Origin of the sequence: Desulfovibrio porci (assembly GCF_009696265.1) — a bacterium.
Lineage (GTDB): Bacteria > Desulfobacterota > Desulfovibrionia > Desulfovibrionales > Desulfovibrionaceae > Desulfovibrio > Desulfovibrio porci.
In genome coordinates this window covers 94,237-112,395 of the sequence record NZ_VUMH01000006.1, presented here as the reverse complement: position 1 = coordinate 112,395, position 18,159 = coordinate 94,237, and the positions used below count along the sequence as shown (strand labels likewise).

General features: G+C 64.3%; 15 protein-coding genes and 1 tRNA gene. 10 read left to right on the top strand and 6 right to left on the bottom strand.

From position 1 onward, the window contains the following. Positions 1 to 73: 73 nt before the first annotated feature. Genes FYJ44_RS07560 through FYJ44_RS07550 form a run of 3 tightly spaced genes read left to right on the top strand, consistent with a single transcriptional unit; the run spans position 74 to position 2,773 of the window. Positions 74 to 1,096, top strand: coding sequence for a polysaccharide deacetylase family protein (locus FYJ44_RS07560; protein WP_154510810.1), 1,023 nt, complete (start codon positions 74 to 76; stop codon positions 1,094 to 1,096). Continuing rightward, a complete protein-coding gene (locus FYJ44_RS07555) occupies positions 1,096 to 1,914 on the top strand; it encodes an alkaline phosphatase family protein (RefSeq protein ID WP_154510808.1) in 819 nt (272 codons plus the stop codon). The genes FYJ44_RS07560 and FYJ44_RS07555 overlap by 1 nt, the downstream gene beginning before the upstream one ends. Continuing rightward, entirely contained in the window at positions 1,901 to 2,773 is an 873-nt protein-coding gene (locus tag FYJ44_RS07550; RefSeq protein WP_154510806.1) for a DMT family transporter, read from the top strand. Before FYJ44_RS07555 ends, FYJ44_RS07550 begins: the two co-directional genes overlap by 14 nt. Positions 2,774 to 2,881: 108 nt before the next feature. Here FYJ44_RS07550 and FYJ44_RS07545 read toward each other — a convergent pair whose 3' ends face one another. Beyond that, on the bottom strand, positions 2,882 to 3,721 hold the full coding sequence (locus tag FYJ44_RS07545; protein ID WP_195840973.1) for an MBL fold metallo-hydrolase: 840 nt from the start codon (positions 3,719 to 3,721) through the stop codon (positions 2,882 to 2,884). 509 nt (positions 3,722 to 4,230) lie between these two features. Next, positions 4,231 to 4,317: transfer RNA gene (locus FYJ44_RS07540), tRNA-Leu, on the bottom strand. A gap of 529 nt (positions 4,318 to 4,846) precedes the next feature. Here FYJ44_RS07540 and FYJ44_RS07535 point away from each other — a divergent pair. The 3 genes from FYJ44_RS07535 (at position 4,847) to FYJ44_RS07525 (ending at position 7,863) form a co-directional block, all read left to right on the top strand. Continuing rightward, complete coding sequence (locus FYJ44_RS07535) at positions 4,847 to 5,851, top strand: TRAP transporter substrate-binding protein (protein WP_154510802.1); 1,005 nt, start codon at positions 4,847 to 4,849, stop codon at positions 5,849 to 5,851. Positions 5,852 to 5,993: 142 nt separating this feature from the next. Further along, positions 5,994 to 6,563, top strand: a complete 570-nt coding sequence (locus FYJ44_RS07530; RefSeq protein WP_154510801.1) for a TRAP transporter small permease — start codon at positions 5,994 to 5,996, stop codon at positions 6,561 to 6,563. 10 nt (positions 6,564 to 6,573) lie between these two features. Continuing rightward, positions 6,574 to 7,863, top strand: coding sequence for a TRAP transporter large permease (locus tag FYJ44_RS07525; protein WP_288229933.1), 1,290 nt, complete (start codon positions 6,574 to 6,576; stop codon positions 7,861 to 7,863). A 90-nt stretch (positions 7,864 to 7,953) separates the two neighbouring features. Here the strand turns inward: FYJ44_RS07525 and FYJ44_RS07520 are convergent, their stop codons facing one another. Next, positions 7,954 to 8,733 carry an HAD-IIA family hydrolase gene (locus FYJ44_RS07520; RefSeq protein WP_154510797.1) on the bottom strand — a complete coding sequence of 260 codons (780 nt, stop codon included), beginning with the start codon at positions 8,731 to 8,733 and terminating at the stop codon, positions 7,954 to 7,956. A 257-nt stretch (positions 8,734 to 8,990) separates the two neighbouring features. Here FYJ44_RS07520 and glpA point away from each other — a divergent pair, with 257 nt between their 5' ends. The 4 genes from glpA (at position 8,991) to FYJ44_RS07500 (ending at position 14,357) form a co-directional block, all read left to right on the top strand. Beyond that, positions 8,991 to 10,634, top strand: coding sequence for an anaerobic glycerol-3-phosphate dehydrogenase subunit GlpA (gene glpA, locus FYJ44_RS07515; RefSeq protein WP_154510795.1), 1,644 nt, complete (start codon positions 8,991 to 8,993; stop codon positions 10,632 to 10,634). Further along, on the top strand, positions 10,618 to 11,925 hold the full coding sequence (glpB, locus tag FYJ44_RS07510) for an anaerobic glycerol-3-phosphate dehydrogenase subunit GlpB (protein WP_154510793.1): 1,308 nt from the start codon (positions 10,618 to 10,620) through the stop codon (positions 11,923 to 11,925). The genes glpA and glpB overlap by 17 nt, the downstream gene beginning before the upstream one ends. Next, on the top strand, positions 11,922 to 13,142 hold the full coding sequence (locus FYJ44_RS07505) for an anaerobic glycerol-3-phosphate dehydrogenase subunit C (RefSeq protein ID WP_154510791.1): 1,221 nt from the start codon (positions 11,922 to 11,924) through the stop codon (positions 13,140 to 13,142). Before glpB ends, FYJ44_RS07505 begins: the two co-directional genes overlap by 4 nt. A 447-nt stretch (positions 13,143 to 13,589) precedes the next feature. Then, the gene (locus FYJ44_RS07500; protein WP_154510789.1) at positions 13,590 to 14,357 is read left to right on the top strand and encodes a translation initiation factor 2; all 768 of its coding nucleotides are present in this window, start codon (positions 13,590 to 13,592) and stop codon (positions 14,355 to 14,357) included. Positions 14,358 to 14,372: 15 nt separating this feature from the next. Here the strand turns inward: FYJ44_RS07500 and FYJ44_RS07495 are convergent, their stop codons facing one another. From FYJ44_RS07495 to FYJ44_RS07485, 3 genes are read right to left on the bottom strand one after another with little or no spacing between them, the layout of a single operon-like run. Then, a complete protein-coding gene (locus FYJ44_RS07495) occupies positions 14,373 to 15,440 on the bottom strand; it encodes a radical SAM protein (protein WP_288229932.1) in 1,068 nt (355 codons plus the stop codon). Between the two features lie 28 nt (positions 15,441 to 15,468). Next, positions 15,469 to 16,392 carry a GNAT family N-acetyltransferase gene (locus tag FYJ44_RS07490; RefSeq protein WP_288229931.1) on the bottom strand — a complete coding sequence of 308 codons (924 nt, stop codon included), beginning with the start codon at positions 16,390 to 16,392 and terminating at the stop codon, positions 15,469 to 15,471. Then, positions 16,389 to 18,158 carry a TraB/GumN family protein gene (locus FYJ44_RS07485; protein ID WP_154510785.1) on the bottom strand — a complete coding sequence of 590 codons (1,770 nt, stop codon included), beginning with the start codon at positions 18,156 to 18,158 and terminating at the stop codon, positions 16,389 to 16,391. The genes FYJ44_RS07490 and FYJ44_RS07485 overlap by 4 nt, the downstream gene beginning before the upstream one ends. Position 18,159 lies beyond the last annotated feature (1 nt).

Genomic DNA, 18,159 nt, shown 5'->3' with positions numbered 1-18,159 from the left:
CTATGCATTCCGCACGCTTTTGCAAGTCCCGCCCGGCATTGCCTTACGGAGCGGGCGGGCATACTATGGAGCGATGAGCACTAACGCCCCTGAAACGGACGCGCGGCCCGGCGCGCCCGTCCTGCGTGTTGTCGTCAGTCTGGATGTGGAAGAGGAAGGGCTGTTTTCCGGCCGCTACGCCGCGTCGGGCTGCGGGGTGCGCAATGTCACACTGCTGCCCCGCCTGGCCCCGCTGACGCGGGAACTGGGTTTTCCCCTGACGCTCTTCTGCGCCCATACGGTTTTTTCCAGCCCCGAGGCCCGGCCCGCTCTGGCCTGGATGCGCGACCACTGCGGCGCGGAGATCGGCGCGCATCTGCACCACTGGAGCACCCCGCCCCTCACGGATACCAGCGCTGACGGCACAGGCGGCGCTGACGGGCCGCCCACGCGCACCGACCGCCTGCCGCGCGAACTCCTGCGCCAACGCCTGCGCACCCTGCTGGACGCCGGACGGGACTTTCAGTCCGCGCCGCTGACCAGCTTCCGCATGGGCCGCTGGGATCTTAAAGACGTGGTGCGCCCCCTGCTGGCCGAGGAAGGCATCACTCTGGACAGTTCCGTCTGCCCGTTGCGCGCCTTCAGGGACGGCCCGGATCATTTTCTGGCCCCGGCCGATCCCTACTGGGTCGAAGGGGCGGGTCGCCTGCTGGAAGCGCCCATTACCCAGATTCCCCTCTGGCGCCCGCTGGCGCGGCTCTGGCGCGGGCTGACCGGCGGCAGGCCCGGCCCGCTGGATTCCTTTCATTTCTGGGGCGCGCTGAGCGCCAACCCGGTCTGGCACAGTCCGCGCGTCATGCGTCTGGCCAGCCGTCTGCACGCGCAACGCGGCGGCAAGGTGCTCAGCCTGTTCTGGCACTCCTCGGAAATGCTGCCCGGCGCGTCGCCCAATGTGCCGGATCAGGCCGCCGCCGACGCGCTGCTGCAAAAAATTTACGATTACCTGCGCTGGCTGAGGCGGAACTTCAACGTCCGGGGCATCACCGCCGCCCGGCTCCGCGCGGAAGCGCCGGATCTGGATTTCCCGCAACGCCCGGCGGGCCGGGGGGACTGGTGATGGGCCGCCTAGTTTTTGTGCTTCTGGACGGCCTGGGCGCGGCCACGGCCCGGCGCTGCATGAGCTATCTGCGCGCCCTCACCGAAACGGAGCAGGCCCGCTACACGGAGCTGGACGCCGAACTGCCCCCGCTGTCCCGCCCGCTTTATGCCACCTTGCTTTGCGGCCTGAGTCCGGTCCAAAGCGGCATCCTGCGCAATGACGACGCCCGCCTCTGCCCCGCGCCGACCGTTTTCCAGCGGGCGCGGGACGCGGGCCTGAGCACGGCCGCCGCCGCCTATTGCTGGGTCAGCGAACTCTGCAACCGCGCGCCCTTTGCGCCGGAACGGGACCGCCTGGTCGACGATCCCTCCCTGCCTGTCGGCCACGGTCTGTTCTACAGCCAGGACGCCTATCCCGACGACGAGCTGTTCCGCGACGCCGAGGCCCTGCGCCTGCGCCATACGCCGGACCTGCTGCTGGTCCATTCCATGGGCGTGGATTTCGCCGGGCACACGGCCGGGGCGGATGCCGCGGCCTACCGCGAGGCCGCGCGCGCGGCGGACGGCCTGCTGGCCCGCTATCTGCCGAACTGGCTGGACGCGGGCTATGCCGCGCTGATCACCAGCGACCACGGCATGGATGCGGACCGCGTCCATTACGACAGTACGGAGCAGACCCGCCGGGTGCCGCTCTGGCTGATGGGCCGGGCCTGGAGAAATCTGCCCCTGCCCGCGCGCCAGACTCAGGTGGCGGGCCTGATGCTCGCGGCTCTGGGCCTCGCGGCGGTGGAGGATGCCCCCCACGCGGGGCCGGAGGAATCCCATGCGGCCCGCTGACCGCCTGAACGGCTATGTCTGGATTTTGCTGGCGGCCTTTTTCTGGTCGCTGATCGGCGTGATTTCCAAAATCTGCATGAACGCGGGGGTCAGCCCGCTGGAAACCGCATTCTGGCGCGCCGCTTTCGGCGGCATACTGTTTCTGCTCCACGCCGCCGCACACAAGGGCCTGTTCATCCGCGCCCGCGACGCCGGTATTTTTCTGCTTTTCGGAGTCTGGGGCGTGGGCGTTTTTTTCGGAGCCACCCAATACGCCATCAAACTCAGCGGCGCGGCCATGGCCGTGGTGCTGCTGTACACCGCGCCGGTCTGGGTGGCTGTTTTCTCTCGCCTGCTCTTCCGGGAGCGGATTTCCCCGCGCAAACTGAGCGCCATCGGCGTGGCCCTGACCGGCACCACCCTGGTCTGCTTTTCCGGCGGCAGCCTGCCGGGACAGACCTCCGTGCCGGGCATTGCCTGCGGCCTGCTGACCGGCATCTGCTATGCCTCGCACTATCCTTTTTACCGCTGGTGGCAGAGCCACTACGCCACGGCCACCATCTACGGCTTCATGCTGGCCGGAGGCGTACTCGCACTCTGGTTCTGCGTGCCCGTGAGCCTCGACCATGAGCCGCGCGTCTGGTTCTGGCTCGCCGCGCTGGGCGTGACCACCACCTTTTTCGCCTACGCCTGCTACGGTCAGGGACTCAAGCGCATCAGCCTGGTGCGCGCGGCGGTCACCTGCCACCTGGAACCCGTACTGAGCACCCTCTGGGTCTGGCTGTTCTGGCAGGAAAATTTCAGCCTCGCCGGCTGGCTCGGCAGCGGCCTGGTGCTTGCCGCCGTCCTGCTGCTGACCACGGACAAAAGCCGCGACTGAGGGACTGCCGTCCATAACGCGGGCCGGACGCCGTTTCGACGTCCGGCCTTCTTTTTTTTACGTCACGCGGTTCAGGGGCGCGGCCGTCAAACAGCAAAACATTCCCCATCATTCCCGCGTGAAATTATTGCCGAATGTAGCGACCGCCTCTCCATTCTGAGGAAATTTTCCCGGCGTTACGGTAAGCCGGGAAGATGGAATATCGACAATGTTCTTGTGGGTCTGTATCCACGGATCACAGGGTTGCAGCGTGCTCAGCACTGTGTTCACGCCATGGGCAAGATAGTGAATGGGAATGGTCAGGCCGGGTTTATACGCCTGCATGATAGCATCAGCCTGGGAATAGCTCAAAATATGTTCACTTTCATCAACAGGGAGAAACAACACATCAATGGGATTCATCCGTAGATAGCCATCTACAAATTCATCCGGATCCGGCCTGTTGTCGCCCCAGTGCGCCAATGTGACTCCGCCTGTTTCCACAACGTAGATGATATTGTCCATATGAAGGTTGTTGCCCGGAGGCGCGAAATTTTCTCCCGTATCTTTCTGAATGTCCGTCCAGCGTGTTTTGCCGACAGAAGCGGACATGTGCTTGTCCGCCAAGCCGGTAATCCTGATATCCCCCAGTGCATATGTCCCCACCATGCGTTCCATGGTGATCAGCGCTTTTGGAATATGCAACGCATCGTGATCGAAGTGCGCATGCGTGGAAATGGCGATGTCAACCTCAACTTCCGGAAAATCCTCCGGAAACCACCAGCCCCAGTCGGGGTCATTGCGCCACGGATCAATCAAAATGGACAGTCCCAAAGGAGAAACAATCCGTATACAGGAATGCCCGAAATAATCCACCTGAACCGCCCCTGACGGTTGCAGTGCGCCTTTCTGAATTTTCCGCAACTTTTCATTATTGATATCAAAAGATTGAGCTCGTGAACCTTCCATGAGATATCTCCTTCGCATATTATTATAAGGAGGGTGTGACAGTATAAATAAAGCGGTTCATATCGAGATTGTCAACCACTTCCACAAAAGATTGCAGGATAATCGGATAAACAATGTGAGTACGTAAGATACTATTGCGCCAGATTATCCATTTCTACGAAGATAGCACTCCAAATCATGACGCCATCAGATTGTTTTTTCAGCCGCCGCTGCAAAACAATGTGCGGAAATGCTTGTTCGAATGGACGGTACGCAGCCTTCAAAAGGCATTGTCACACAGCGGAAGAGGTACTGCCGTGGAGGGGAAATATGTGAAGAGAGGGAAACAGGGCGGAAGCGGGCTGTATCAAGACCGGCATCAAATGATTTTAGGAAATCTCCCGGGCGCCGCTTCGCGCGCGCAACAGTGCGACCCGCGCCGTCTTGTCCATGCCCGCCCTTGGTGCTGATGATCCGAGCGGCTTCAAAAGACAAAGGCGGCTACGTTTCCGTAACCGCCTGAAATACCCTGGTACCGGGAGCGAGACTTGAACTCGCAAGAGGTTACCCTCGGCGGATTTTGAGTCCGCTGCGTCTACCAATTCCACCATCCCGGCGCACAATCATCGGGCGCGGGACTGAAAGCTCCGTCGCCACAATGACGTGAGCGGTTTTTATCCCAAGGATATGGCTTCCGTCAAGGGCTTCAGTTCATCCGCTTATCCGGACGTTCACAAATGGCGGGTCAAAGCCGTCACGCGCGATCACGCGAGCCTTTCCTCCCGCCGCCCGCCATGACAAAAGCCAGGCGAAGCCGGAGCAAGAACGGATGGCCCCAGGCCCCTTGAAGCGCGCCGGGCGCGCATTTCCGGGCCGGGCAAAATTTTGTGAAAAAAAAACATTGAATTTTATCGGTCAGGTCAAGTAAGTTTTAGCCAAGCGAATTCCGGGCGGCATAGAGGCGGCATGGGGGCATGCCCGCCGCCGCGCCCATAACGGATGTGCCGACCCCGTCCGTGACGGCGGCAGAGGCGCAGGGCTGTGGAGTGACGCGCGCCCGCCGCGTGGCGTACAAGGCCGCCGACGGTCGGCGCGGCATATGTGCAGGACAACAGGTAAGCTTCCAAACCAACAGGAGGATCTTTGATGAAACGCATTATTGCGCTGTTCGTGGCCTTGGGCCTCATCTGCGGCATGGCATTGGGCATGGCCCCGTCCGCCGACGCCAAAACCGTGATCAAAATCGCGGGCATGAAGCCGGAAGGCGAGCCGGAAACCATCGGCATGCACCAGTTCGGCAAATACCTGACCGAACTTTCCAACGGCAAATACGAAGTGCAGGTCTTCCCCAACAGCCAGCTCGGCAAGGAAGACGCCTATATCGCCGCTACCCGCAAGGGCATCATCCAGATGTGCGCCACCGGCACCCAGACCTCGGCCCTGCATCCGGCCATGGCCATGCTGGAAACGCCCATGCTCTACGACGATCTGGACCATGCCCGCCGCGCCATGGAAGGCAAGACCTTTGAGTTGATCAACCAGGGCTTTACCGAAAAATCCGGCCTGCGCACCCTGAACGCCTTTCCTCTTGGTTTCCGCCACTTCTACACCAAGAAGCCGGTGAAAACCATTGATGACCTCAAGGGCCTGCGCATGCGCGTGCCGAATATTCCGCTGTACACCAATTTCGCCAAGGAATGCGGCATCAGCGGCCAGCCCATGCCCTTCGCCGAAGTGCCCGGCGCGCTTGACCAGGGCGTCATCGACGGCGGCGACAGCCCTCTGGCCGACATCGTAAGCCTGAAGATGTATGAGATCACTCCCGAGATCACCCTCACCGGGCATATCCTGGTGATCCACTCCCTGTACATCAACGAAAAATTCTACCAGTCCCTGCCCGAGCAGGACCGTAAGTGGATTGACGAAGCCGCCAGGCGTTCCGCCGACGACGTCTGGAAAATGGTGGCCGAAGGCGATGAAAAGGCCAAGCAGACCATTATCAACGGCAAGGGGCACATCACCACGCCCAGCAAGGAATTCCACGACTATATGGCGGAAGCGGGCAAGCGCAGCTGGAAGCTCTTTTACGACACGGTGCCCAACGCCCAGGCGATTCTGGACAGCGCCGCCAGTTACCGTCAGGCGAAGTAGCAAGATCAGCACAGTGTAACACGGGCCGGGGGCGCAATGCCTCCGGCCCGTTGCGCAACACGCTCGGCGGGAAGGCCCCGCAACACGAAAATTTTCCGCTCAGTTCATTTTCTGTCCGGGCATTGTTCCCGCAGAGGTCAGTATGCACGACGAGACACAGCACAACCTGCCGCCGACGTCCGGAACGGGCGTCGGCAAGCCGTGTGATCCACATGCGGATCACGGCGAAGCGAAGCCCGAAACCCTTGGCCAGCTGCTTTTCGAGATTTTTTGCGCCGTCATCTTCCTCGGCATGATCGGTCTGGTCTTTTACAACGCTTTTCTGCGCTACGTCTTTTCCTCCAGCTATCCCCCCAGCGAGGAATGGGCGCGCTTTCTTTTCATCTACATCACCTTCTTCGGGGCCATTGAGGCGTTTTACCGCAAAAAGCACATTGCCGTGGACATGTTCGTGGATCTGCTGCACGGCGCGGCGCGCAAATACGTGGACATCGCGGCCACGCTCATGGGCATGACCGCCATGGGGCTGTTGCTGTACGGCGGCGTGATCAACGTACTCCAGACCCTGGACACCTATTCCGTGGCCACCAACGTGAACATGGCCCTGATCAACGGCACCCTGCCCATCATGGCCGCCGCGGCCCTGCTCATGCAGATACGCGACCTCGTGGCCCTTGTCCGTCGGCCCGCATCTTCATTCACCAAGGCATAGGGGACGGAACGTGGAACTTTTCATCTTTCTCGGCACCCTGTTCTTCTTCCTGGCCTTCGGCATTCCCATCTGCCTCGTGCTGGTGCTCTGCGCCATGGTGCTCATGTGGCAATCCGGCATGTGGGACGCCATGATCATTCCCGGCAGCATGCTGGACGGAGCCAACAACTACCCGTTGATGGCCATCCCCTTCTTCGTCTTCGCCGGTGAGATCATGGCCGCGGGCGGGCTTTCCCAGCGCGTGGTGCAACTGGCCCAGTTGATGATCGGCCGGGTGCGCGGCGGCCTCGGCTACGCGGCCGTGGTTTCCAGCGTTATTTTCGCGGGCCTCATGGGCAGTTCCGTGGGCGAAGCCGCCGCTTTGGGCGGCCTGTTGCTGCCCATGATGAAGGAAGTGGGCTACAAGCCGGGCCGCGCCGGAGCCGTCATCGCCTCGGGCGCGATTCTGGGCCCCATCATCCCGCCCAGCACCAACTTCATTCTGCTCGGCGCCACCATCAGCGGCCTCTCCATCACCAAGCTGTTCATGATCGGCCTGTTCCCGGGCATCTTCATCGGTCTGGCGCTGATGGTGGTCTGGTTCTTCGTAGTGCGCAAGGACGGCTACAACGAAACCATCACGTTCACGCGCGAAGAAAAGTGGAAGATCCTGATCGACTCCACGCCCGCCTTCCTCATGCCCGTGCTCCTGCTGGGCGGCATCCGCTTCGGCATATTCACGCCCACGGAGGGCGGCGCGTTCGCGGCCATTTACGCCATCATCGTCTGCATGCTGTACTACCGCGAGCTTTCCTTCCGCGAACTGCTGCGCGTCAGCGCCAGGGCGGCCCGCACCACCTCGGTGGTCATGCTCATCGTGGCCACGGCCACGGCGGTGGGCTGGTTCATCACCATCGCCCAGATTCCCAACCAGATGACGGCTCTCTTTTCGCCGCTCATCGACAGCCCCATTCTGCTGCTGTTGTGCATCAACGTCTTCCTGTTCCTCATCGGCATGGTCATGGACCTCACGCCGAACATCCTGATCTTCGCGCCGGTGTTCTATCCGCTCATCACACAGGCCGGCATTGATCCCTACTACTTCGGCCTGCTCTTTGTCCTGAACCTGGGCATCGGCGTCATCACGCCGCCCGTGGGCACGGTGCTCTATGTGGTCTGCGGCATCGGCAACATCAAGATCACCCAGCTGATCCGCAACCTGGTTCCCTTCATTGTGGTGGAAGTGGTCATGCTTTTCCTGCTGCTCTTCTTCCCCAAACTCTCGCTCATCCCGCTCAACTGGCTCATGGGCGGCAATTAAGCCGCCGGAAACCGACGCGGAAAAGGCCGCCCCCATGGAGGGGGCGGCCTTTCTGTTTTTCAAGATCCGGAAAGCCGGTTCGGAGAAGGGCTACCGCCAATCCCTCTGCGCCTGCCCGAGATCTTCCAGCACCAGGGCGGGTTGGCGCTCCTCCTTGCGCAGGTCTTCACGCGCGGCTTCGCCGCTGAGCACCAGAATGAAATCAATGCCCGCGTTTTCGGCCAGCTTCTTGTCCGTGCTCAGGCGGTCCCCCACCATGACCATTTCCTCTTTGGCGTAGCGCGCCAGCAGGGGGGCCAGCACCGCCGGGTCGGGCTTGCCGAAAATATACTGCGGACGGCGGCCCGTGGCCGTGGCGTACAGCTCGATCATACTGCCCACGTCAGGCAGGGGGCCTTCCGGCGAGGGGCAGACCAGATCGGGATGGGTGGCCAGAAAAAGCGTTTCGGGCTTTTGCAGCAGCAGGGCCGAGCGCGCCAGCTTGTGGTAGGTCAGCTCCGTGTCATAGGCCAGGATCACCGCCTGCGCGCCCTCCTCCGCCTGTTCCAGTTCCGGCATGCGCCGGTGCAGATCCCGCTGAAAATCATCGTTGCCCACGGGATAGGCCCGGCTGATGCCGCGCGCCCGCAAAAAATCCACCAACGGCGTTACGGGCGAGAGCAGCAGCTCCCCGCGCGCCGGGATGCCCATGCCGTTGAGCTTGTCCACATAGGTCTGCGGCGATTTGGAGGTGTTGTTGCTGAGAAAGAAAAAATCCAGATCCCGCCAGTGATCCTGAATGAAACGGACAGCGCCCGCAATGGGGATGTGCCCGAGATACACTGTGCCGTCCATGTCCAGAACCACACAGCGTTTTTGCGACCAGTCCATACGTTTCCTTTTTTCCAACCAGATAGCCGCCTTTGCCCGGCTTGGCAAGAACGGCGGAAGCGTTCCTGCGGGTGGGAATGCCGACGGAAAAAGGCTTGCCGATGGGCAGTTGCCCCTTGACGAACAACGGCAAAAGAATGAAAATTTTTATTTCGATTTGTGCATCCCGCAGTGAAATCTTCGCCGGAAACGCGTCGCGCCACCGGCGAACGCGGCCCGGACGGAGCGAACATCTCAGCGATATATCAGGAGGCCCCATGCTGGAGACCACGGTTGTCGTCATCGGCGGCGGCGCTACCGGCATGGGCACGTTGCGCGATCTGTGCATGCGCGGCGTGCCCGCCATTCTGCTGGAACAGGGCGGTCTTGCCCACGGCACCAGCTCGCGTTTTCACGGTCTGCTTCACAGCGGGGGCCGCTATGCGGTCAACGACAATGAATCCGCGCGCGAATGCATTGAAGAAAACATGATCGTCCGGCGCATCGGCAGGCAGTGCGTGGAGGAAACCGAAGGATTTTTCGCGCTGACGCCCGGTGACGATCCGGCCTATGTGGAACCCTGGGCCGAAGCCTGCCGCAAAGCGGGCATTGATGCGCGTGAGCTGGACGTGGCCGAGGCTCTGCGCCTGGAACCGAATCTTTCCCCGGACATCCGCCGCGTCTTCCGCGTGCCCGATTCCTGCGTGGACGGTTTCCGTCTGGTGCTGCACAACGCCATGTCCGCCAAGCGCCACGGCGGCCGGGTAATGACCTATCATGAGGTCACGGCCATCCATCAGCGCAACGGCAAGGTTTGCGGCGTGACGGCCCTCAACCGCCTCAGCGGCGAAAGCCTGGAAATCGCCTGTCAATGCGTGGTCAACGCCGCCGGTTCCTGGTCGGGCCGCATTGCCGGACTGGCCGGTCTGGACGTGGCCGTGTCGCCGGACAGGGGCACGCTGATCGTCTTCAACCACCGCTTCACCTCGCGCGTGGTCAACCGCCTGCACCCCGGCGCGGACGGCGATATCTTCGTGCCGCACGGTTCCATCACCATTCTTGGCACCACCTCCACGCCCACGGAGCGCCCCGACGACACCACGCCCACCTATGCGGAAGTGCTGCGCCTGCTGGATCTGGGCGAGCCGCTGTTTCCGGCGGTGCGCCAATACCGCATCCTGCGCGCCTTTGCGGGCACGCGGCCCCTCTATACGCCGGGCAATGCCGCCGGGCGCAAGGCCAGCCGCAACTTTCATGTGGTGGACCACGCGGAGCAGGGTCTGGAGGGTATGGTATCCATCTTCGGCGGCAAGCTGACCACCTACCGCCTGATGGCCGAACGCGTCAGCGACAACGTCTGTGCCCGGCTCGGCGTTCATACGCCCTGCCGCACCGCTGACGAGGCCCTGGTGCCCGATCCCGACCAGGCCATGCTGCGCCGCGCGGCCCGCTATTTTCCCGTGCAGGGGCTCCAGCTCATGGCTGACCGCCTCGGCGACGATCTGCCCGATGTGCTGCAACAGGTGGAACTGGCGGGACTGGCGACCCAGGCGGACCGCGCCGGAGAAAGCGACGGCAACCCCCTGCTCTGCGAATGCGAAATGGTCAGTCTGGCTGAAATCGAACGCGTGGCGCGCGATCCCTCCACCCATTCCCTGACGGACATCCGGTTGCGCACGCGGCTGGGCATGGGCACCTGCCAGGGTACCTTCTGCTCCCTGCGGACCATCGGCGCGCTGGTGGAGCACGGCGTGCCCCTGGAACTCTCGCCCACGGACAATGTGCGGCGCTTCCTGCAGGAGCGCTGGCGCGGCCTGCGCCCGGCCCTCTGGGGCACGCAGGCGCGCGAAATGGAACTGGGACGGGCAGTGTACGCCGGAACCCTCAACCTGGACGGAGCCGCGGATGAGCAGGACAATTGACGTACTGGTGGTCGGCTCCGGTCTGGCCGGACTTATGGCCGCGCTGACCGCCGCCCGCGAGGGCCGCAGCGTGCGGATGGTGACCGACGGCATGGGTTCGCTGGCTATCAGCGGCGGCTGCGTGGACCTGCTGGGGTACGTCGGCGGTCAACGCCTCGACGACCCTTGGAGCGGCATGGATCTTCTGCCGCCGAAGCACCCCTACCGCCTGCTCGGCGCGAGCCTTGTCCGCACGGCTCTGGACATGCTGCGCCAATGCGCGGCGGACCAGGGCTGGCCCCTGCACACGGCCGCAACATCCCAGGGCGCTCCGTGCAATACCCTGCTGCCCACCATCATGGGCACGCTCAAGCCGAGCTATCTTCTGCCCGGCGGCCTGGACCCCGCGGCCCTGACCGGGGCCAGGCGCATCCTGGTGGCGGGCGTACACGGCCTGCGCGACTGTCGGCCCGCGCTGATCGTCAGCCAGTTACGCCGGTACCGGGCCTGGGCGGACAAGGATTTTGTCCCGCGCATGCTGCCCTCGCCTCTGGGTGCGACCCACCGCAGCCTGAGCGCCCTGGATCTGGCCCGGCTGGTGGATAAGCCGCAGGGCCGGGACTGGCTGATCCAAAGCCTCAGGGAACACGCCGGGCAGTGCGACGCCGTGCTGTTGCCGCCCATCTGCGGCAGCAAGGCCGATGCCTCGGTCTGGCATGAACTCAATCAGGCCGTGGCCTGTCCACTGGTGGAGATGCTTTCCATCCCGCCGGGCGTGGGCGGCCTGCGCCTGCGGGACGCCTTGCTGCGCGAGCTGCGCCGCCATGATTTCGAACTGGTGGAAAACGCCCGCATCGTCCGCGCCGCAACCGACGGAAAGCGTTGCGCCTCCCTGACGGCGCTGGCCGCCGGACAGGAACGCCGTCACACTGCCCGCGCCTTTGTGCTGGCCACGGGCGGCATCCTGGGCGGCGGCGTCGAGCTTGCGCCGGGCAGCGTCCGCGAAAGCGTGTTCAAACTGGATATTCCCGTACCGCCGGACGTGACCCGGTGGTCCGAACCGGAAATTTTCGGCAGCCATGTCTTTTCCCGCTTGGGCGTCCGGGTGGACGGCGAAATGCGCCCGCGGGACGACGCCGGTCAGACCTGCTGGGACAATGTCTTTTTCGCCGGGCGCAGCGTCGGCGGCTATGACTTCGCAACCGAGAAAAGCGGCCACGGCGTCGCCCTGGCCACCGGCTGGCAGGCGGGCCGCATGGCCGCCGCCACTGCCGGAAAATCCGGTGAACCGGCGTCCGGAGAGCAGCTATGAGCGTACGCATCAATCCCGATAAATGCATCGCCTGCACCACCTGCGTGGTGCATTGCCCGGTGGCCGAGGCCACGCCCAAATTCCTGGGACCGCGCATGATCGGCCCCGCCTATGAGCGCTTCCGCCTGCTGGGACTGGCGGAAGACCCGTCCCTGCACTACTGCGCCAACTGCAAGAACTGCGACATTTCCTGCCCGCACGACGTGCCCGTGTCCAGCATCAACATGCTGGCCCGCGCCGAGCAGTGCAAAAAGCGGCGCCCCGGCCTGCGCGACTGGGTGCTGGCCCACGGCGAGCTTCAGGCGCGCTGGCTGCGGCTGATCCCGGCCGGGCTCAAGAATTTCGGCATGCTCAATCCCGTGACCCGCGCGTTGCTGGACGCCCTGGGCATCGACAGGCGCGCCCCCCTGCCCCGCTTCGCCAGCCAGACGTTCCGGCAGCAGGCGCGCGGCTTCAGGCAGCCGCCCCAAACCCGCAAAGTGGTCTTTTTTCCGGGCTGCTATGTGGACGTGTATGATCCCCGGACAGGTCTGGATATGCTCTGGGCGCTGAACCGGGCCGGGTATGAGGTCATTGTGCCGGACGAATTCGCCTGCTGCGGCCTGCCCATGGTCGCCAACGGCTTCTGGCAGGACGCCCGCGCCAATGCGGAGCGCAATCTCGCGGCGCTGGCCCGCTGGCGGGAGCGGGGCATTCCGGTCATTACCGGCTGCCCCAGTTGCGCCCTCATGTTCCGGACGGAACTGCCGGAATTTTTCCCGGATCTGGCCGAAAAGCACGGCCTGAGCCGGCTGGAGGACGCCCAGGAATTTCTGCTGGACTGCGCGGAACGCGGCGAGTTGCGGCTGGAGTCCGGAAACGGCGGCGCAAGCCTGCCGGAACTGCGCGTCATCTACCACGCGCCCTGCCATTTGCGCGCCCAGGGCAACGGCCTGCCCGGCCTGGAGCTGTTGCGTCGCCTGCCCGGCGTTACATCCCGGAACGCCGACGCGGGCTGCTGCGGCATCTCGGGCAGCTACGGCTTCAAAAAAGAAAAATACGCCATCGCCCAGGACATCGGCGCGGCACTGTTCAAAACCGTGCGCGAAAGCGGGGCCCATGTGGCCGCCTCCGAATGCGGCACCTGCCGCGTACAGATTCTGCACGGCAGCGGCCTGCCCTGCCTGCACCCCGTGAGCATCGTCCGGCAACGCCTGGAGGCCCTGCGCCCCGCATAACTTCTTTGTAACAAAAAATTCGGCGCCTACAATCAAGCGGCCCGCGTTTCCCATGCAGGAAAACATGCGGGCCGCTTGATTTCATCGAATATGTTACCCATCACGAGAAAAGGAAAACATGGCTTGAGATAGGCTTGCGGAACAGAAAAAATGAGGGAAATATTCCATATTTCTATTCTCGCGACATTGATAGCGCCTTCCATCAATTGATAAATGCTTTGCCGGGGCGAATCAATTTTATATATCTATATAAAATTGCATGTTATTTGCATTCAAACGGCATATGGGTTAAACTCTCTGTCTCCTCACAGGAGCCCCGCGGACCTGAGTTTTGAACGCTTCGGCACGCGGGCTTCCGTCCCTGACCGGAAAAGCCGCGCCTTGCTTATTTTCCGGCAACAATCGTTTTTGGAAGCAGCCCCCAAGGATCAATAAGGTATCTCCGCCATGGCAGCCATGAACAGAACCGGCTTTCCCCTGCTTCCACCACTGGCGGCGCTCCTGCTGGCGGCGCTCTGTCTGCTGTCGCCGCGTCCGGTGACGGCCCTGGCGGTTTCCAAAAGCCTGCCGCTCTACGCGCGGGATATGGAATTTTATTATCAGGACAAACGCCCGGAAGTGCTGCCCGGCATTTTGCGCGCTTTTGACGCCCAAGGCGTGCTGGCGCAGGGAGAAAAGCGGCTGATGGTGGCCGCCTTTCTGGCCGAGGCGCTACGGCGCGATCCGTCCGCGCGCCCACGCCTTCTGCCGCCGCCGGACTCGCTGAGCCGCGACGGCAGGCTCACCCTGGCCTGGATGGTCCATCTGGCCGGACTGCCCGACGAAGACAGTCTGCTGGCAGGGCTGCTCACCCCGGAAGACGCCCCCCTGCCGACCCAGATCCGCAACAGCCCCACGCCGCTGCTCCGCTGGGACATCTATGCGGAAAAGTCCGTCTTGCAGATGTACTGGGCGGCCTTTCTGGCCTCGGGCGACACGGACTATCTGGACAGCATCATCAATGCCGCCCTGCGCTACGCCCGGCTTAACGCACGCGGCCGCCAGCAGGACGCGGTTTTCCCGGTCTGCGCGGCGGCGGCCGCCTCACTCTATGAACTGGCGCCGCGCCACGCCGCGGTGCGCGCCCGCGTCGAACAGGCCCTTGAAGGCCGGTCCGGTCCGGAGGCCGACACCCTGCGGATCATTCTGCGCCGGGAGCGGCCCGGCGCTTCCTGAGCCAGCCGACAAAAATCACGCCTCAAAGCGCTTGGGACAGGCCAGACAGCAGGCGTCCGGCGCATTGTTCGCCAGGGCGGCGCGGAATTCCCTAAACGTCTCGCCGTTCCACAGTTCCCAGGGGTCGCCGTCACGCGCGTTGCCGAAAACCCGGCGGCGCGGCCCGTCTTCCCCGGCGGGCACATTGAGGTAGACGCAGGGCGAAAGCGCGCCGTCGGCGTCCACATACAGGCTGCGGGTCACGTTTTCACGGCAGCCGCCCGCGTCCGCCACCGCCCGAGGACCGGGCAGGGCATAATAAATTTCCCGTCCGCCCGTTGCCGCTTCGGCGGCGGCCCGCTCCAGCACGGCGCGGGCGCGGGCGATCTTGTCCGTCTCTTCCGGCGCGAAGGCCAGGACCGCCTGTGAGGGCGCGGCGATGTAATCCAGTGTGCTGACTACCGCCATGCGCACATCCAGTTCTTCCATGAGCCGGGGCAGACCGGCCGCCGCCTCAATCCTGTCGGCCAGCATCAGATAGGCCAGATGGACCTCCGGGAAGTTCTCTCCGGACACGGCGCGCCCTGAACGGCCGCGTTGGGCGGCCCGGACCATGCGGATGGCCTCGCAAACCCGCTCAAAGGACACTCCGGCCCGCGCCGCGTTGGAAGCCGCGTCCGTGCCCACTAGGGAAAAAGCCAGCATGTCCATGCCGCTCTCCACAAGGCGTGCGGCCAGGTCCGCGTCCATGTGCAGGCCGCAGGACGTGCTGGACACCCGACAGCCCGCCTTACGGGCCAGAGCCGCGAAGTCGAAAAAACGGGGATGCAGCAGGGGTTCCCCCCAGCCCTGGAGATGCGCCCGGCCCGAGCGGCGCAACAGAGGCCAGAGCGCCGCGAAAACCTCATCGGGCATATGGCGCGAGCGCCAGCTTCCGGTCTGGGTGGTATGCGGGCAGTAGACGCAGCGCCCGGCGCAACACGAGGTCACTTCCACCTGCACGCAGTCCAGGGGACGCTTCTCGCCCAGAAACAGCTCCCGCAGGCGCTCGCCCAGGCCGGGCGCGCGGAAGGCGGGATTTTGCAACAAATCATTTTCGGGCACGGCAATCTCCACAGGCCGGGCCAACCGCTCACCGCCCCAGCAGGCGCGTCAGCCAGCCCTTCTTTTGCAGGGTCCAGGAAGTTTCCACGCAGGGCAGGAAGGCGCTTGCGCCCCATTTTTTCTTGAAAAAGGCCACGCCCGGATGAATGCCCAGCCCCAGATTGAGCAGGCCGTGGCCGCGCTCCGCGCCTTCGGCGGCCAGAGCGGCCAGCAGCGCGTCCGCCGTACCCGGCGGCGCGTCGGGACGGCGGAAGGCGAACATATAGAACGCCGTGGAAAAGGAACTGTAATCGCCGATGGCGCACCCGACCAGAACGCCGTCAGCGCGGCGGGCGGAAAACAGGCGGGCCTGCGGCGCGGCGGCCAGATAGGCGGCCAAGTGCCGGAAAATATGGACGCTGCCCGGCTCCAGCGCGTTGGCGCGGGCGCGGCAAAAATCCTCCACCAGAGCCGCGTGCTCCGCTGTCCAGGAGTCCGCGCCGCCCTGCTCTATCACAATATCCCGCGCGGCCCGGCGCAGCATGTTCCGCAATTTCTGTCCGGCGGGCGGCAAGGGCAGGGGCAGGGACCAGAAGGCGTCCTCACCGCTTGGGGCGTCGGAGGGCGCGGCATGGGGCCGGGCGGCGGCCAGCACGGTAATCCGGGTCAGGCCGGGCAAGGCCAAAGCTTCGTCCACGGCCGCGTCCACAGCCCGCGCGTCGCGCGGGTCGCGCGGCGGATAGCCGACAAGCACCACCTCGCCTTCGCCCAGATGCCCCACGCACTCCCCGAACAGACGGGGACGCAGGCCGGACACGGCCCCCACATAGGGCAAGAGCTGCTCCGGCACCACGGCCTGGGCCGTGATCCGCGCCAGCCCGGCGGTCAGACTGGCGGCCGGACTGGCGGACAGACCGGCGGGGCCGCCCGTCAGAGGACCTCCCCCGCTTCCGGAAGTGCCGCGCGGCGTCACCAGCGCACCTCCCGGTCCCGGCGCCAGAGGGCGCGCAGCTTGTGCGAGAGGCCGGGCAGGCAACGCCGCACCCTGAAACCGTCCTCGGCCAGCATATGGCGCAGATTGACCATATGGGCCGCGCCCACGAAAACCGCGCAACGCCCTTCTTCCAGATACGGGCGCATCCGCTCCCGGAAACGCTGGTCGCGGACATTGACCACATAGCCCGTGCGGGTGGGAAATTCCGCGCTGGACCCCATCATCCGTTCGAGATCCCCGGCCAGATAGGCGCGCATGTTCCGACGGGACAGCGTCTTCCAGTCATTGCAGGCGCGCAGGTAGCGCAGCACCCGCTCCACGGGCACCGAATCCAGCGAGGCCAGTTGCTCTTCCAGATTTTCCATGCCGATCACATTCTTGCCCATCTCGTGCGCCACGCGCCAGGCCTCCATATCCACGGAGCCGCGCCAGCCCCGGCGTTCCAGAAAGGCCGTCCAGAGGGTGAAGAAAGCGCACCAAGGCCGCGCGTGGCACAAAAGCCAGCGCACGTCCGCCTTGCGCGCGCCCTCCATGCCCAGCCAGCGGACCAGCGGCCCTTCCGGCCCGCGCACCACCCGCTCCAGACGACGGATTTCCTCTTCCTCAAGCATCTCCAGCAAGGGCTTGTGGTCCGGCGGCGGCGTTTTGCCGTGCCGGTCCACGGCGGCCAGAAAATCCTCGTCCAGCGGACCTTCGAACAGGACGTTGTCCACCTTGCGGAACAGGCGGATAAAGGAGGTTTCAAAGGAATAGCAGAAAAAATGGGCCGTGCCGCCGATCCAGGACAGCCTGCTGTTCTTCTCCACTTCCCAGAGCATGGCGAAGGGACGCTGGGAAGGCCGCGTCTCCTCCAGAGAGGGCGGCGGCGCGGCGGCGGCCCGCAGCAGGGCCAGGGTCAGGGCGCGGGCCGTGTCCTCGCGCGCGCCTCGCGGCGCTTCCTCCCAAGCGGCCATAACGTAGGGCAGGTAGGGACGGCCGCCCCATTTGCGCTTGAAGTGCAAAATGCCCTCGTTGACGCCCAGCCCCAGATGCACATAGCGTTTGCCCGCCTTGCGGGCGTTTTCCAGCATGGCCGCAAAAAGCAGGTCCGCCGCGTGGGGCGCGTAGTGCGCGCGGGAATGCGCGCCGAGCACGTAGGAAGTGAATTTTTCCGGCGCGTAATCCAGCAGCAGACAGGCGGCCAGACGGCCTTCCCGGTCCCAGGCATTGAGCAGGCGCAGATGACCGTCCGCCTCCGCCAGAGTTTCGGGCGTGCGGGCATACAGCTCCCGCACGTGCGGGGCTAGGGGTCTGCCTTCCTTCCGGTCCGCGCGGCCCATGAATTCCGCCCAGAGCCGCCGGTGGTCCGGGGTGAATTCGCCGCTTTCCTCCACCCGCAGGGCCGTCGCCGCGCGGCGCAGCGGCCCGCGCAGCCGGGCCGGAGGCTCGGTCCCGGCCGGAAGCAGGTAAAAGCGGTCCCGGTCCACGATATGGGCATGCAGACGCGGCGGCAGGTCCGGCCCCACGGCCCAGCAGCTCACGGCTCCGCTTTTTTCCAGCGCTTCGGTGAGAGCCGTCTCAAAGGCCGCGTGGCTGTATTTGCCGCGCAGGGGATAGGCCACGGCCATGAGCCAATCCCCGGCGGCCAGAAAAAGATACGGTCCCACGCAAAAAGGCGCGCCCTGGGACATGGCCCGCATCAGCGGCAGGGAATGCTCCGGCACGCGGGCCAGAGCGTTGATGCGGGTGAGAAAATCAATTTCCATA